The 14,784-nt window shown below is 68.4% G+C and carries 11 protein-coding genes and 3 pseudogenes; 5 read left to right on the top strand and 9 right to left on the bottom strand.

Annotated features, from left to right (window positions below; translation table 11 throughout):
• Window positions 1-62 precede the first annotated feature (62 nt).
• Window positions 63-1,718, top strand: a complete 1,656-nt coding sequence (locus tag MQE23_RS21030; protein ID WP_020275752.1) for an NAD-dependent malic enzyme — start codon at window positions 63-65, stop codon at window positions 1,716-1,718.
• Window positions 1,719-1,796: 78 nt separating this feature from the next.
• Here MQE23_RS21030 and MQE23_RS21025 read toward each other — a convergent pair whose 3' ends face one another.
• Window positions 1,797-2,987 (bottom strand): cytochrome P450, encoded by a 1,191-nt coding sequence (locus MQE23_RS21025; RefSeq protein WP_243379870.1) that lies wholly within the window; start codon window positions 2,985-2,987, stop codon window positions 1,797-1,799.
• A gap of 183 nt (window positions 2,988-3,170) precedes the next feature.
• Here MQE23_RS21025 and MQE23_RS21020 point away from each other — a divergent pair, with 183 nt between their 5' ends.
• Window positions 3,171-3,845 carry a helix-turn-helix domain-containing protein gene (locus MQE23_RS21020; protein ID WP_037672141.1) on the top strand — a complete coding sequence of 225 codons (675 nt, stop codon included), beginning with the start codon at window positions 3,171-3,173 and terminating at the stop codon, window positions 3,843-3,845.
• Between the two features lie 4 nt (window positions 3,846-3,849).
• Here MQE23_RS21020 and MQE23_RS21015 read toward each other — a convergent pair.
• The 7 genes and pseudogenes from MQE23_RS21015 to MQE23_RS20985 all read right to left on the bottom strand — a co-directional run.
• Window positions 3,850-4,019, bottom strand: a pseudogene (locus MQE23_RS21015) (hypothetical protein); the annotation flags it as partial.
• Window position 4,020: 1 nt separating this feature from the next.
• Entirely contained in the window at window positions 4,021-4,704 is a 684-nt protein-coding gene (locus MQE23_RS21010) for a response regulator (RefSeq protein WP_020275749.1), read from the bottom strand.
• The gene (locus MQE23_RS21005) at window positions 4,701-5,339 is read right to left on the bottom strand and encodes a potassium-transporting ATPase subunit C (protein ID WP_243379869.1); all 639 of its coding nucleotides are present in this window, start codon (window positions 5,337-5,339) and stop codon (window positions 4,701-4,703) included. Before MQE23_RS21005 ends, MQE23_RS21010 begins: the two co-directional genes overlap by 4 nt.
• A gap of 5 nt (window positions 5,340-5,344) precedes the next feature.
• Window positions 5,345-7,474: a potassium-transporting ATPase subunit KdpB gene (gene kdpB, locus MQE23_RS21000; protein ID WP_243379868.1), complete on the bottom strand. Its 2,130-nt coding sequence runs from the start codon at window positions 7,472-7,474 to the stop codon at window positions 5,345-5,347.
• Complete coding sequence (gene kdpA / locus MQE23_RS20995; protein WP_020275746.1) at window positions 7,471-9,135, bottom strand: potassium-transporting ATPase subunit KdpA; 1,665 nt, start codon at window positions 9,133-9,135, stop codon at window positions 7,471-7,473. Before kdpA ends, kdpB begins: the two co-directional genes overlap by 4 nt.
• A gap of 5 nt (window positions 9,136-9,140) precedes the next feature.
• A complete protein-coding gene (gene kdpF, locus MQE23_RS20990) occupies window positions 9,141-9,230 on the bottom strand; it encodes a K(+)-transporting ATPase subunit F (RefSeq protein WP_037672136.1) in 90 nt (29 codons plus the stop codon).
• Window positions 9,231-9,577: 347 nt separating this feature from the next.
• Entirely contained in the window at window positions 9,578-11,524 is a 1,947-nt protein-coding gene (locus tag MQE23_RS20985) for an amino acid transporter (protein ID WP_243379867.1), read from the bottom strand.
• A 415-nt stretch (window positions 11,525-11,939) separates the two neighbouring features.
• Here MQE23_RS20985 and MQE23_RS20980 point away from each other — a divergent pair, with 415 nt between their 5' ends.
• Window positions 11,940-12,293 carry a cupin domain-containing protein gene (locus tag MQE23_RS20980; RefSeq protein ID WP_243379866.1) on the top strand — a complete coding sequence of 118 codons (354 nt, stop codon included), beginning with the start codon at window positions 11,940-11,942 and terminating at the stop codon, window positions 12,291-12,293.
• Window positions 12,294-12,644: 351 nt separating this feature from the next.
• Here MQE23_RS20980 and MQE23_RS20975 read toward each other — a convergent pair whose 3' ends face one another.
• On the bottom strand, window positions 12,645-13,823 hold the full coding sequence (locus MQE23_RS20975) for a hypothetical protein (RefSeq protein WP_243379865.1): 1,179 nt from the start codon (window positions 13,821-13,823) through the stop codon (window positions 12,645-12,647).
• A gap of 460 nt (window positions 13,824-14,283) precedes the next feature.
• On the opposite strand from MQE23_RS20975, the pseudogene MQE23_RS20970 reads away from it, so the two are divergent.
• Window positions 14,284-14,525 (top strand): annotated as a pseudogene (locus MQE23_RS20970) (replication initiator); the annotation flags it as partial.
• Window positions 14,525-14,647: pseudogene (locus MQE23_RS20965) on the top strand (site-specific integrase); the annotation flags it as partial. The pseudogenes MQE23_RS20970 and MQE23_RS20965, both read left to right, overlap by 1 nt.
• Between the last annotated feature and the right edge of the window lie 137 nt (window positions 14,648-14,784).

Here is a 14,784-nt window from a genome sequence, read left to right as displayed (position 1 = left end):
GACAAACGAGCCCTCACGGGACAACGAGTCCTGACGGCACACGCCCGACGTAAGGAGATCCGATGGCCCCGCCCCGGAACCGCGCACAGGACGGACCGAGCGGTCGCGCGCTGCTCACGGACCCGCTGAGCAACAAGGGCGTCGCCTTCACCCAGGAGGAGCGGGAACGCCACGGACTGGTCGGGATGCTGCCGCCCGCAGTGCTTTCGCTGGAGCTCCAGGCGCGCCGCGCCTGGGAGCAACTACAGGCGCAGCCGGACGACTTGGCGAAGAACGTGTACCTGGAGCAGCTCCACGACCGCAATGAGGTCCTCTATTTCCGGCTGCTCTGCGACCACCTCACTCAGCTGCTGCCGATCGTCTACGACCCGACTGTGGGCGAGGCGGTCAAGCGCTACAGCCACGAATACCGGCGGCCGCGCGGCGTCTACCTGTCCGTCGACCGCCCCCAGGACATCCGCCCGGCGTTCCAGGCGCTGGGCCTGGGCCCCGACGACGTCGACCTGCTCGTGGCCACCGATGCGGAACAACTCCTCGGCATCGGCGACTGGGGCGTCGGCGGCATGCAGCTCTCGGTCGGCAAGCTGGCGGTCTACACGGCCGCCGCGGGCATCCACCCGGGGCGGGCCGTCCCGGTGATGCTCGACGTCGGCACCGGAAACCAGGCGCTGCTCAACGACCCGCTGTACGTCGGCAACCAGCACAACAGGGTGCGCGGCGAGGCGTACGACAAGTTCGTCGCCGCCTTCGTGGAGGCGGTGGCGGAGCTGTTCCCGCAGGCGCTGCTGCACTGGGAGGACTTCGGCCCCGGCAACGGCCGCCGGATCCTCCAGCGGTACGGCGAGAAGATCTGCACGTTCAACGACGACATGCAGGGCACCGGCGCGATCACGCTGGCCTGCGTCATGAACGCGGTACGAGTCACGGGCACGCCCATGCGGGATCAGCGGATCGTGGTCTTCGGCGCCGGGACCGCGGGCGTGGGGATCGCCGACCAGCTGCGCGACGCCATGGTCCGCGACGGACTGGACCGGGAGGAGGCCACCCGCCGCATCTGGTGCGTGGACCGCCAGGGCCTGCTGCGGCAGTCCACCGAGGGACTCCGCGACTACCAGCGGCCGTACGCGCGGCCCGACGACGAGTGGCCCGACGACGGGCCGGCCGACCTGCACGGCGTGGTGGACCACGTGCACCCGACCGTGCTGGTGGGAACCTCCACCCAGCACGGGGCCTTCACCCGGGACGTGGTGCGTGCCATGGTCCGCCACGTGGACCGGCCGGTCGTCCTGCCGTTGTCCAACCCCACGGAGAAGATCGAGGCCATGCCCGCGGACGTGCTGCGGTGGACCGAGGGCAAGGCCCTGGTCGCCACCGGCATCCCGGTACCTCCGGTGGAGCTGGGCGACACCACGTACGTGATCGGCCAGGCCAACAACGCCCTCGTCTACCCGGGGTTGGGGCTGGGCGCCGTGGTGGCCCGCGCCGAGCGGATCACCGACGGCATGCTCCAGGCCGCGGCGGAAGCCGTCGCCGGCCTCGCCGACCTCTCGGAACCCGGCGCCGCCCTCCTGCCGGAGGTGCAGAACCTGCGCACCTCCTCGGCCGTGGTCGCCACGGCCGTCGCCCGCCGCGCCACCGAGGAGGGCGTCGCCCGGGCCCGCCTGGACGACGTGGTCCAGCAGATCCAGGACGCCATGTGGCAGCCCGAGTACGGCTGATCGGACGAGGCAGCGTGTGCGGCGCGTGCGGCGTGTGCGACGCAACCGTACGCGACCTCACCCGTCACCGCGTCGCGGTCACGCGTCCCAGGTCACCGGGAGGCTCTTCACCCCGTAGATGTCCGCGCTCTCCGGGCGCAGGGGAACGTCCTCGGCGGGTACGGCCAGGCGCAGCGTGGGGAAGCGGTCGAGCAGCGCGGAGAAGGCGACCCGCATCTCGATGCGGGCCAGCTGGTGGCCCAGGCACAGATGGATGCCGTGGCCGAAGGCCAGGTGCCCGCCGTCCTGCCGGTGCAGGTCGAGCACGTGGGGATCGGTGAAGCGCTCGGGGTCGCGGTTGGCGGTGTTGTACGACAGGACGACCGTCGTGCCGGCCTCGATGGTCTGGCCGCCCACCTCGACATCCTCCAGCGCCGTCCTCATGAATGACTTGGCGACGCTCAGATACCGCAGCAGCTCCTCCACGGCCCCGTCGACGAGCGCGGGATCGGCGCGCAGCGCGGCCAGTTGCGCCGGGTTCTGCAGCAGCGCGAAGGTGCCGAGGGACAGCATGTTCGCGGTGGTGTCGAACCCGGCCGCCAGCAGGATCAGGCTGATCCCCTTCAGCTCCTCATCGGTCAGATCGCTGTCGGTGAGTTCGCTGAGCACGTCGTCGGTGGGGTTCGCGCGCTTGGCGGCCACCAGCTCCGCGAGGTACTCCTGGGTCGCGGTGTAGGCCGCTATCAGCTCCTCGTCGCTGGTGGCCCCGCCCATGAACGTGTCGATCTGCTCCTGGAAGGAGCCGCGGTCCTCGTACGGCACTCCCAGCAGCTCGCAGATCACGATGGTGGGGATCGGCTTGCCGAACGCCGTCACCAGGTCCGCCGGCGGACCGGCCTTCTCCATGGCGTCCAGGCAGTCGGTGGTGATCTGCCCGATGCGTTCGGTCAGCAGTCGCATCCGCCGTGCGGTGAACCTTCCCGCGAGCGGTTTCCGGTAACGCCCGTGCTGCGGCTCGTCCATGAGGAGGAACTCTCCGGGAGGCGCCGGTGGGAGCTCGAAGTCGACCACGTTCATGAGCTCTTTGCGCGAGCTGAACCGCGGGTCGGCCAGGACCGATCTGACGAGGTCGTATCCGGTGATCATCCAGCCGGGTTTTCCGTCGGGGTGGGTGTAGCGGCTGATGGGGCCGTGCCGGCGGGCATCGATCAGCTCCGTCGGCGGGTCGAAGGGACAGCCGGGCTGACGCTCCGTCGGCAGGGTCGTGACGGTGTGGAGGGATTCGCTCATGGCCATTCCTCATCTCGCGACATCACGTGTTTTGTGTGTAGCGAAAGCTACGTTGCGTTCAGGGAGACGTCAATCAATCGAATAGCGTTCGAGCAGGCGGAGGGCGGTAATTTGATGCAATGACGCTGAGAGTGAATGCAATGGTTCGTTGCAATGGGTAGCGGCGAAGGCAATACTGGCGGCATGCCAGGAGGACGGTTGACCCAGCAGGAGCGCCAGCGCATCGCGGCCGGACTCGCCGACGGGCTCTCCTATGCCGAGATCGCCAGGCGCCTCGACCGGCCGACCTCGACGATCAGCCGGGAGGTCGCACGCAACGGCGGCCCCGCCGGCTACCGGCCCCAGCAGGCGCACCGGGCGACGGTCCAGCGGGCGCAGCGCGGCACACCCGCACCCCCGCGCGGGGGCGGAGTGCCGAGCGGCACGATGGAGGAGGAGATCATCGAGCTGGCGGTCAGGTCGGGGATGCCGCGGATGACAGCGCGCGTGCACGTCGACCTGTTGCTGTCCGAGGACGGCAGGCGCACCGCCGCCGAGCTGACCCACCGGCTGAAGGTCAGCCCGGCCTCCGTCTCCGTGGCCGTGAACTTCCTGGTCGAGCAGGGGTATGTCCGGCGCGAGCGCGATCCGCAGCGGCGTCGCGACATCTATGTCGTCGACGACGACGCCTGGTACCGCTCGGTCGTGATCAGCTCACGGCAGACGCTGGAGTCGGCGCAGGCCGCGCTGGCGGCGGCCGAGACGCTCGGGCCGGACACGCCCGTGGGGCAGCGGCTGGCCAAGGTGGGGACGTTCCTGGAGCGGGTCACCGGGGACCTGACGGAGTCGGCCGACCGCTGGCGCGGCCTCCTGGCGTAACAGGCGCCCGCTCGCGCAGGGCGGTCAGGTTGCCGGGCCCGGAGTAGTTGGAGAGGGCGGCGTCGACCTTGTCTCCAGGTGCCGGATGCTGACGGTCGACATCACGTCGATGCCGGCCGCCGGCAGTTCCTCGACGTCCTGCCGGCGCTCGGTGTTGCGGGAGCCTGGGACGTTGTCATCCCTCGAAGCGGTAGCCCATGCCGGGCTCGGTTATCAGATGACGGGGATGGGAGGGATCCGTCTCCAGTTTGCGGCGCAGCTGGGCCATGTACACCCGCAGGTAGTTGGTCTTGCTGCGCTGCGGAACACCCCAGACCTCCTGGAGGAGGTGCTTCTGCGTGATCAGCCGGCCCGGACTGGTCACCAGGACCTCCAGCAGGTGCCACTCGGTCGGGGTCAGCCGCACGTCCTGCCCGTCCCTGACGACCCTCTTGGCGATCAGGTCGACGGTGAAGTCCGCCGTCTCGACGAGCACCGTCCCGGCCGCGTGCGGGGTGTCGTCGGTACGGCGGACCGCGGCGCGCAGCCGGGCCAGCAGCTCGTCGATGCTGAACGGCTTGGTGATGTAGTCGTCGGCGCCGGCGTCGAGCGCGGCCACCTTCTCGTCCGACGCCTGCCGGGCGGACAGAACCAGGACGGGGACCCGGCTCCAGCCCCGCAGGGCCTTGATGACGTCGACGCCGTCCATGTCGGGCAGACCGAGGTCGAGCAGCACCGCGTCGGGCTGCCGCGCGGTGGCGAGACGCAGGGCCGTGGCGCCGTCGGGGGCGGCATCGACGCCGTAGTGACGTGCCTGCAAGTTGATGACGAGGGCCCGTACGAGCTGCGGGTCGTCCTCCACCACGAGCACCCGGGTCATGGGCGGGCCTTGGCCACGAGGTCCTTGAGCGCGATGTTGAGTTCGAGCACGTTGACCCGGGGCTCGCCGACGAAGCCGAGCGTGCGGCCCTCGGTGTGCTCGTCGACGAGCTTTCGGACCCGGGCGTCGGTCAGGCCGTTGCGCTCGGCGACACGGTGGACCTGGAGGTCGGCGTAGGCCGGGGAGATGTCCGGGTCGAGGCCGGAGCCCGATGACGTCACGGCGTCTGCCGGGACCTGGGACGGCTCGACCTTGTGGTCGGCAGTGGAGTTGTCCTTGACCACCTTCGCCTTGGCCGCCTCCACCGACTTGACGAGCTTGTCGTTGTCGGCGGACAGGTTGGTGGCGCCCGAAAGAAGCAGTCTGTACTGGGTGTTGAGCGAGTTCTCGCCGAGCCCGTTCGCCGGGCGCGGTTGGAAGTAGTCCAGGCTGTAGCCCTGTTGCCCGATCAGTGAGGAGCCCACGACCTTGCCGTCCGCCCTGATCTCGGAGCCGTTGGCCTTGCCGGGGAACAGCCCCTGGGCGATGCCGGTGACGACGAGCGGGTAGATGACGCCGGTGACCAGGGTCAGTACGAGGAGGGCGCGCAGGCCCGCTCCGAGCAACCGGGCGGTGTTCACAACGGAGTTGTTCATGGCGGTCAGCCGATCCCGGGGATGAGGGAGATGAGCAGGTCGATGAGCTTGATGCCGATGAACGGGGCGATCAGGCCGCCCAGCCCGTAGATCGTGAGGTTCCGTCGCAGCATGCGGTCCGCGCTGACCGGCCGGTACCGCACGCCCTTCAGGGACAGCGGCACCAACGCGATGATGATCAGCGCGTTGAAGATCACGGCCGACAGGATGGCGGAGTCCGGCGATGCCAGACCCATGATGTTGAGCTTGTTCAGGCCCGGGTAGACCGCCGCGAACAGCGCGGGGATGATCGCGAAGTACTTGGCGACGTCGTTGGCGATCGAGAACGTCGTCAACGCGCCCCTGGTGATGAGGAGTTGCTTGCCGATCTCGACGATCTCGATGAGCTTGGTCGGGTTCGAGTCGAGGTCGACCATGTTGCCGGCCTCCTTCGCGGCCGACGTGCCCGTGTTCATCGCCACGCCGACGTCGGCCTGGGCGAGGGCCGGGGCGTCGTTGGTGCCGTCGCCGGTCATCGCGACCAGCTTGCCGCCCGCCTGCTCGCGCTTGATGAGGGCCATCTTGTCCTCGGGAGTGGCCTCGGCGAGGAAGTCGTCGACACCGGCCTCCTCGGCGATCGCCTTCGCGGTCAGCGGGTTGTCGCCCGTGATCATGACGGTCCTGATGCCCATGCGGCGCAGTTCCTCGAACCGCTCGCGCATGCCGTCCTTGACGACGTCCTTGAGGTGGATGACGCCCAGGACGCGCGCGCCCTGCTCGTCGTCCACCGCGACCAGCAGCGGGGTCCCGCCCGCCTCGGAGATGCGGTCGGCGATCTCGTCCGCGTCCTCCGCGACCGTGCCGCCCTGCTCCTCGACCCAGGAGATGACCGAGGCCGTGGCGCCCTTGCGGATTTTGCGACCGTCCACGTCGACGCCCGACATCCGGGTCTGAGCGGTGAACTCGATCCACTCGGCGCCGAAGAGTTCGTCCTGGTGGCGCTCGCGCAGCCCGTACTTCTCCTTGGCCAGGACGACGATGGAACGGCCCTCGGGCGTCTCGTCGGCCAGTGACGACAGCTGGGCCGCATCCGCGACATCCGCCTCCGTCGTGTCGCCCACCGGGACGAACTCGGCTGCCTGCCGGTTGCCGAGGGTGATGGTGCCGGTCTTGTCGAGGAGCAGGGTGGAGACGTCGCCGGCGGCCTCGACCGCCCGGCCCGACATGGCCAGCACGTTGCGCTGCACCAGCCGGTCCATGCCGGCGATGCCGATCGCGGACAGCAGTGCGCCGATGGTGGTCGGTATCAGGCAGACCAGCAGGGCGATCAGCACGACCATCGTCAGCTGCGTACCGGCGTAGTCCGCGAACGGCGGGAGGGTGGCGCAGGCGAGGAGGAAGACGATGGTCAGCGAGGCGAGCAGGATGTTCAGCGCGATCTCGTTGGGCGTCTTCTGCCGCGCGGCGCCCTCCACGAGATTGATCATCCGGTCGATGAAGGTCTCGCCCGGCTTCGTCGTGATCTTGATGACGATGCGGTCGGACAGCACCTTCGTGCCGCCGGTGACGGCGCTGCGGTCGCCGCCCGACTCGCGGATGACCGGGGCCGACTCACCGGTGATCGCCGACTCGTCGACCGACGCGACACCCTCGACGACGTCCCCGTCACCGGGGATGACATCCCCGGCCTCGCACACCACCAGGTCGCCGACGCGCAGCTCCGTACCCGGCACCCGCTCTTCGGTGTCCCCCACGAGACGGCGGGCGACGGTGTCGGTCTTGGCTTTGCGCAGGGTGTCGGCCTGCGCCTTGCCGCGGCCCTCGGCGACCGCCTCGGCCAGGTTGGCGAAGACCACGGTCAGCCAGAGCCAGGCGCTGATGGTCCAGCCGAACCAGTCGCCCGGGTCCTTGAAGGAGAACACCGTGGTCAGCACAGAGCCGACCAGCACGACGAACATCACGGGCGACTTGATCATCACCCGCGGGTCGAGCTTGCGGAAGGCGTCCGGCAGCGACTTCACCAGCTGCCTGGGGTCGAACAGGCCGGCGCCGACCCGGTCCTCCTTGTGCCCGGTGGGTACATCGCTGTGCGGCGCCCGGGTGGGAGTGGTGGCGGTGGACATGGAGTCCTCTTGCTTCTCTGTACGGGTGGTCATGACGCCAGCCCCTCGGCGAGCGGGCCCAGCGCGAGGGCGGGGAAGTACGTGAGACCGGTGATGACCACGATCGCGCCCACCAGCAGGCCGGTGAACAACGGCTTTTCGGTGCGCAGGGTGCCCGCGGTCACGGGCACCGGCTTCTGCTCGGCGAGCGAGCCGGCCAGCGCCAGGACGAACACCATCGGCAGGAAGCGGCCCAGCAGCATCGCGAGGCCGGTCATGGTGTTGAACCAGTCGGTGTTCGCGTTCAGCCCGGCGAAGGCCGAGCCGTTGTTGTTCGACGCGGAAGTGAAGGCGTAGAGCACCTCGGAGAAGCCGTGCGCGCCGGAGTTCAGCATCGAGTGCGGCGGGGTCGGCAGGGCCATGGACACGGCGGTGAAGACGAGCACCAGCGCCGGCGTGATGAGGAGGTAGCAGGCGGCCAGCTTGATCTCGCGGGTGCCGATCTTCTTGCCCAGGTACTCGGGCGTACGGCCGACCATCAGGCCGGCGATGAACACCGCGATGACCGCCATGATCAACATGCCGTAGAGGCCGGAGCCGACACCGCCGGGCGCGATCTCGCCGAGCATCATGCCGAGCATCGTGATGCCGCCGCCGAGGCCGGTGAAGGAGGAGTGGAAGGAGTCCACCGCGCCGGTCGAGGTGAGCGTGGTCGACACCGCGAAGATCGAGGACGCGCCGACGCCGAAGCGGACCTCCTTGCCCTCGTACGCCCCGCCCGCGGCCTGGAACGCCGGGCCGTGGTGGGCGAACTCGGTCCACATCATCAGGGCCACGAAGCTCAGCCAGATGGTGAACATGGTGGCGAGGATGGCGTAGCCCTGCCTGACCGAGCCGACCATGACACCGAAGGTGCGGGTCAGCGAGAACGGGATCACCAGGATCAGGAAGATCTCGAAGAGGTTGGTGAAGGGCGTCGGGTTCTCGAAGGGGTGGGCGGAGTTGGCGTTGAAGTACCCGCCGCCGTTCGTGCCCACCTCCTTGATGGCCTCCTGCGAGGCGACCGCGCCGCCGTTCCACTGCTGCGAGCCGCCCATGAACTGTCCGACCTCGTGGATGCCGGAGAAGTTCTGGATCACGCCGCACGCCACCAGCACGATCGCGGCGATCGCCGCCGCCGGCACCAGGATCCGCAGGGTGCCGCGCACCAGGTCGGACCAGAAGTTGCCGAGCGCACCGGTGCGCGAGCGTGCGAAGCCGCGCACCAGCGCCACGGCGACGGCCATGCCGACGGCCGCGGAGACGAAGTTCTGCACGGCGAGACCGGCGGTCTGCACGACGTGCCCCATGGTCTGCTCGCCGTAGTACGACTGCCAGTTGGTGTTGGTCACGAACGACACGGCCGTGTTGAACGACTGCGCCGGATCGACCGAGGAGAACCCCAGCGAGCCGGGCAGAACGCCCTGGAGCCGCATCAGCAGGTAGAGGAAGAGGACGCCGACGGCCGAGAAGGCGAGCACGCCGCGCAGGTACGCGGACCAGGTCATTTCGGTGTCGGGGTTGGCACCGATGCCCTTGTAGACCCACTTCTCGACGCGCCAGTGCTTGTCGGAGGAGTAGACCTTGGCCATGTAGTTGCCGAGCGGGATACAGGCGAGAGCCAGCGCGGCTATGAGTGCGAGCAGCTGGAGCACGCCGGCGAGGACGGGACCCATCGGGCTCAGAACCTCTCCGGGAAGATCAGGGCGAGGACGAGATAGCCCAGCAGGGACACGGCCACGACCAGGCCGACGACGTTCTCGGCGGTCACAGCTTCGTCACCCCCTTGGCGACGAGAGCCACCAGCGCGAACGCCGCGAGCACGGTGACGACGAAGGCCGGATCGGCCATCGCGAACTCCTGGAGTGAGGTTCGGTGAAACGGACGATTCGAGGAAAGCGCCTCTTCGTCCGGACCGACCCGGTCCTTGACGGCTCTCTGACGGCGAGACCCACTGCTTTAACGGGACTCTGACGCCACCCGGCTCAGGGGAGCCGCAGCAGCAGAAGGCCGTACCGGGTGCGCCGAGTACCGCGGTCGGAGTCGTCAGAGTGCGTCATCGCACCTGTTCCTTTGCGGTCGGCGGTCCGCCGCGTCACCCAGGCGGAGGTGCCCGTCTCAGCCGCCGACGTGGATACCGGGGCGGCGGTCGGGCTCGGGTTCGTTGCTGCGGATGATCTCGCGGGTGACCGGGGCGGTGTCACCGCGGCCGAGGAGGAAGTAACGGACCATGTGCACCAGGGGGCTGCCTTCGGCCCAGGCGAAGTAGCAGTGCGGCCGCGCGCCCGTGGCGTCGCGCAGGGCGAGAAGGATGGCGGCGATGGCGTTGGGGGCGGCCGGTGCCTCGGCGCGCAGGATGCGGTAGCCGTCGACTTCGACGCCGTGGACGGTGAGGGTTTCACTGAAGTCGGACGGGTCGACCACGTCGATCTCCAGGAAGAGCACGTCAGCGGGGCCCGGCACCGGGTTGGTGCCGCGTTGTTCGCGTTCCTTGGCGCTGTACTCGGCGAAGTCGCCGGCCTGGCGGCGGTTGGCGATGATGTTGATGGACTCGTCGTGGGCGAGGGTGTCGTCGATGAACCGGCGGGCGGCCTCGTCGAAGACGATGCGGTCGGCGCGCAGTTCGGTGGTGCGCGAGACGCGGGAGATCAGCGACACGACGATGATGCCCAGGATGAAGAAGCCGGAGATGGCGATGCCGTCGGGCTTGTCGACGATGTTGGCCACCAGCGCGTAGAACAGGACCGCTGTGAGCAGGGCGAAGCCGGCGGTGGCCACGCGCCGACGATTGCGTGCGACGAAGACGGTCACGGCGAAGGCACCGGAGACCATCATCGCCAGGATCCCGGTGGCGTAGGCACCGGCCTGGGCATCGACGTCGGCGTCGAAGGCAATGGTGATCAGGATGCACAGAGCCGTGTAGACGATGACGACCGGACGCACCGCGCGCCCCCACTCGGGTGCCATGCCGTAGTCGGGCAGGTAGCGGGGAACGATGTTGATCAACCCTGCCATGGCGGACGCGCCGGCGAACCACAGGATGAGGATGGTGCTGATGTCGTAGGCGGTGCCGAACGCCTCACTGACATGCTCGTGCGCCAGCCAGGCCAGCGCCCGGCCGTTGGCCGCACCGCCGGGCTCGAACTCCTTCTCCGGAATGAGGACGGTGGTCACGAAGCTGGCGGCCAGCAGGTAGACGCTCATGATCACAGCGGCCGTGGTCAGGAGCCTGCGGGCGTTGCGGATCCTGGCGCGCAGCCGCTGCTCGGCGTCGGCACCCTCGGCCGCCACGAGCGGCATCATGCTCACACCGGTCTCGAAGCCCGACAGGCCCAGCACCAGCAGCGGGAAGGCCAGCAGTGCCGGACCGGCGAGGTCACCGAAGCCGCCTCCACCTTCGACGAGCGCGTCGGTCCAGGCCGACAGCGCGCCGTCCGTCGTGAACACATGGACCAGTCCCACACCGATGACCACCGCGTTGAGCGCCAGGAAGACGGCGACCAGCGGGATGGCGACACTGACCGCCTCACTGAACCCGAGCAGGAAAACACCTCCCAGCACCAGCAGCAGCGCCACGGTCAGGGCGACCTCGTGGCCATGAAGTACAGAGGGGAAGAAGGGATTCTCCATCACGTGTACGGAGGCGTCCGCCGTGGACAGCGTGATGGTGATGATCCACGAGGTGGCCACGAACCCGAGCAGGACCAGCACGAAGAGCTTGCCCCACCAGAACGGCAGCAGATCCTCCAGCATGGCCACCGACCCCGCGCCGTTCGGGCTCTCCCTGGCCACCTTCCGGTACATCGGCAGCATCCCCAGCAACGTCAACGCCACGATCAGCAGCGTCGCCAGAGGCGAAACGGCCCCCGCAGCCAACGCTGCGATCGCCGGCACGTAGGCCAGGCTGGAGAAGTAGTCGACCCCGGTCAGGCACATCACCTTCCACCAGGCATGCTGCTCGGCACGACTCTCACCGGCCGCCGGCCCCACCGGCTGCACCTGGTGACGCAGCAGCCACCGCGCCGCCTTGCCCGTCGGCGGCGTCCGCAGAGCCGGACTGTCCACCGACTCCGGCATTATCGGCCGGTTGCCACCACGCATGTCCCCCATGCCCTTCCTCGTCTGACCACCGAATCGATCGCAGCAGCCACCGCCCTGACGGCACCACAACGATCACCGAGTATGCGCCTCACGGCTCCGCCACCCGGCACCGAGGCACGTATGCCCAGCCGGCGGTGCGACTTGCGTGCTGCCAGTGGCGCGCCGGCCAAGTCTCCACCGCTCGAAGCGCACGGAGGCGTGAGTGCCGCCTCCCAGTCCCACGCTTGACACAACGTCCGAACATCGTGCCCGCGACGGACAGATCACGCGTGGGCTCCGTGCGGGACGTCGGAGAGACTCGATGGACCGCAACAGCCTGGTATTCCCTGGTATGTCCGCTTCCGATCTGTGTCGTTCCCGAAACCAGCAGAGGAAAAGCATGTCGCTCCTGAAGACCATCGATGCCGACCCGTCCTTCGCACCCCGCGAGTCCGGCCCGCTACCGGAACGCCTGATTTCCGGCGACCCGACGTACAAGACCTGGGCCCAGGACGCCGCCCGCGGGGAAACGATCAAGACGGGCGTCTGGGAAGCCACGCCCGGCGAGACGCGCTCGATCAAGGGCGAGATCTTCGAGTTCTGCCACATCCTCTCCGGCATCGTCGAAATCACGCCGGAGGGTGGCGAACCGGTGGTCTACAAGGCAGGCGACAGCTTTGTCATGAAGCCGGGCTTCGTCGGTGTCTGGAAGACCATCGAAACCGTGCGCAAGATTTACCTGACCGTGTTGTGACGCCGATGCCCCCGGGATGGGGCATGCGGGGATGGGACCGGCGGCTGCCGTCCGGTCCCATCCGTACTGCTCGACGTCACCGCGCAGAAAGCAGCGGGCGCTTGGGAAGCTCGGGTGCCCCGCGATTGTCGATCCGCCTGACCTGCGGCGACGGCGGCGCCTGGGCTCGCTCCGCGGCCGGCTCGTTCGCTGCTGTACCCCGTGGTTCCCCACCTGATCTGGTACGCGCCTGGCACGGCCGAAGCCGCTACCCCGGCTTGAGAGTGGAATCCGTGCCCAAGGGCCGAGATAGGAAGTGCGCTCGCCAATGCGCTCTGCTCTGTAACTCGACCAACCAAACGGCCAGTGGTGCTACCTATGCCGATCAAAGTGCAGGCCGGTCAGCTTGCGTAGGTCGGTGCGCAACTGGTCCACGGAGCAGCGGTAGGCGATCACGGTGGCCATGGTTAGTTCGTACTCGGGCGGCTTGGGGACGGCAGCGTCAGGGGTTGCCTCCCCAGTAGGTCCGTACCCGATATCGAAGTGCTGCAATGCCTCGATGGATTCACCGAGGAGTAGCCATCGTGAGTCGCCGGTGGAGCGGTGCAGCCAATTGATGGTGCGCCGGGCAGCCCGCACGTGAAACGGCACCCCCAGGCGGCTCCGGGTGGTCTTGAGGTCCTTAGTGAATTCCCTCCAGGACTTACGTAGCATGTCAAGGCGCTCTCGCTGTGGCGCGGAGAGTGGTTCGTCCATATTCCAGGGCTCCGGGTACGCAAGTTCACGCTCAGGCCGCCATCGCCTGACGGGGGCAGGCTGCCAATCCGGTACAGGAACGCTGGCCTGAACGACAGCGAGTGCGTCAGCTGGGGCATGCGCTCCCGCTACCTCACCCGGGGCTGTAAGGGACGCGAGCACGATCTCGGCGGGGTTTCCCTGCTGGGGATCGGCGTCTGATGGCTGATGCAGCAGGGGTTGCACTTGGTGCTGAAAGACTTGGAGCTCAACCTGCAGGGTTTTGACGCGTTCCCGCTGGACGGCTAGGGCGCTCTGCTGTTCGCGGCTATAGGCGACGGCATGCTTCAGTTGATGTCGCTGACCAGCGGCCTGGTCTGCCAGCCGATCTCGGTCTGCTTCAGCAGCCTCCGCCCGCGTCCGAGCCTCTGACAGCTCGGCCTCCACAGCGGTCAGCCGCGTGGCGAACCCAGCAGCCTCCTCTCGGGCCGCTGTCAGCGCCTGTGTCACCGGCCGACAAGCGGTCAGCTCGTCGCGTGCCAGAAGCAGCCTTACCCTCAGCTGCTTCGCCTCAGCTTCGAGGTGGGTCAGCTCCTGCCCATACAGCACCTGGGTGGCCGCCCTGTCGTCGGCCCGCTGGGCCTGCTTCGGTAGGTCCGTGAGGTGTGGGTACGCCTCCGGAAAAATGATCACAGCGCTGTCGATGTGCAGGGCAACCGAATTCACAATGTCATGGCCGGCCGCATTCGCACCGCTGCTTGCCTCGACCGCAGGAACACCTGGGTTCTTGGACCTGTTGTCGCCGTGGCGTCCCATCAGGAACCTTTGTACGCGGTGCTGCCGTCGATGTCCCCGCCAGCGGCGTTGGACCCGCCACTCGCCGAGACTCCCCCGCCGCTGTCCGGCGTGGCCGGGGCCGAGGTGGTGTCCCGGGCCGAGACGTTACGCATGCTTCCCGCCGCCGCGTTCGAACCGTCCCGCGCACGGACCGGCCCAGAGTCAGGCGCAGGTTGTCGGGACATCGTGTACACCGACACGGTCAGCGCCACCACGCCCGCCACCGCGCCCACCACGCTCGCAAGCCGGTCCGCGGTGCTCAGATCCCCGACCACTACCAATCCGCTCAACACAATGCTGGCGCCAGCTCCCACCGCCGCCACTGACCAGCACAGAACCCGCTGCCGTCCCCTCATACTCCCATCATCAACCACGAAGGGTGATCAAACGGCGGATTCGTCCAAGTGAAAGGAAGGAATCCGAAACGGCCAAATCGGGTGCGGCCGTGCTGTGGAATGCGCACGCCGGCGCTCTCTGGCGGCACTTCTCGATCTACCTACGCCGGGAGGTTGCCAAGCGGGCCGGGCTCCCCAACGGGCCTTCCGTGACCACGCACACATTTCATGTGCCGAGGTCGCCGAGTACCAGAAGCGCGGCGCCGTTCCACTTCCACGCCGTAATCGGCCTCGACGGCCCGGAGGGTGGCGACACCCCGCCACAGCCTGGGTGTCGGCCGAGCTCACGCCGGACACACTCTGTCGACGCGCTCGGGCGCCACCCTGAAGGACGCCATGGTCCGTGCCGGGCAGTCCTCGGAGAAAGGTGCGCTGGTCTATCAGCACTCAGATGAGGAGCGGCAGCAGGGCCTGCTTAGCCAGCGGCCTGGTCCACGTCATTCCCCGTGGTTGCCCGCACGATCTGGCACGACGAGGGGCATCCAGTGGCCGCCGTCCGGCCCCTCCGCGCCGAAGACCAGAGCTTCGGCGATGCAGGGAAGACG

The sequence above is a fragment of the Streptomyces sp. HP-A2021 genome, from assembly GCF_022807935.1.
GTDB classification, from domain to species: domain Bacteria; phylum Actinomycetota; class Actinomycetes; order Streptomycetales; family Streptomycetaceae; genus Streptomyces; species Streptomyces afghaniensis.
Note: the sequence above shows the minus strand (reverse complement) of the source record. Positions and strands in the feature narration are given on the sequence as shown.

What these genes read in the sequence shown, in the direction of transcription:
- MQE23_RS21005 (WP_243379869.1), bottom strand. Translation starts at nt 5,339, where the DNA reads ATGAACAACTCCGTTGTGAACACCGCCCGGTTGCTCGGAGCGGGCCTG.
- kdpB (WP_243379868.1), bottom strand. Translation starts at nt 7,474, where the DNA reads ATGACCACCCGTACAGAGAAGCAAGAGGACTCCATGTCCACCGCCACC.
- MQE23_RS20975 (WP_243379865.1), bottom strand. Translation starts at nt 13,823, where the DNA reads ATGGGACGCCACGGCGACAACAGGTCCAAGAACCCAGGTGTTCCTGCG.
- kdpA (WP_020275746.1), bottom strand. Translation starts at nt 9,135, where the DNA reads ATGGGTCCCGTCCTCGCCGGCGTGCTCCAGCTGCTCGCACTCATAGCC.
- MQE23_RS21025 (WP_243379870.1), bottom strand. Translation starts at nt 2,987, where the DNA reads ATGAGCGAATCCCTCCACACCGTCACGACCCTGCCGACGGAGCGTCAG.
- MQE23_RS20980 (WP_243379866.1), top strand. Translation starts at nt 11,940, where the DNA reads ATGTCGCTCCTGAAGACCATCGATGCCGACCCGTCCTTCGCACCCCGC.
- MQE23_RS21030 (WP_020275752.1), top strand. Translation starts at nt 63, where the DNA reads ATGGCCCCGCCCCGGAACCGCGCACAGGACGGACCGAGCGGTCGCGCG.
- MQE23_RS21020 (WP_037672141.1), top strand. Translation starts at nt 3,171, where the DNA reads ATGCCAGGAGGACGGTTGACCCAGCAGGAGCGCCAGCGCATCGCGGCC.
- MQE23_RS21010 (WP_020275749.1), bottom strand. Translation starts at nt 4,704, where the DNA reads ATGACCCGGGTGCTCGTGGTGGAGGACGACCCGCAGCTCGTACGGGCC.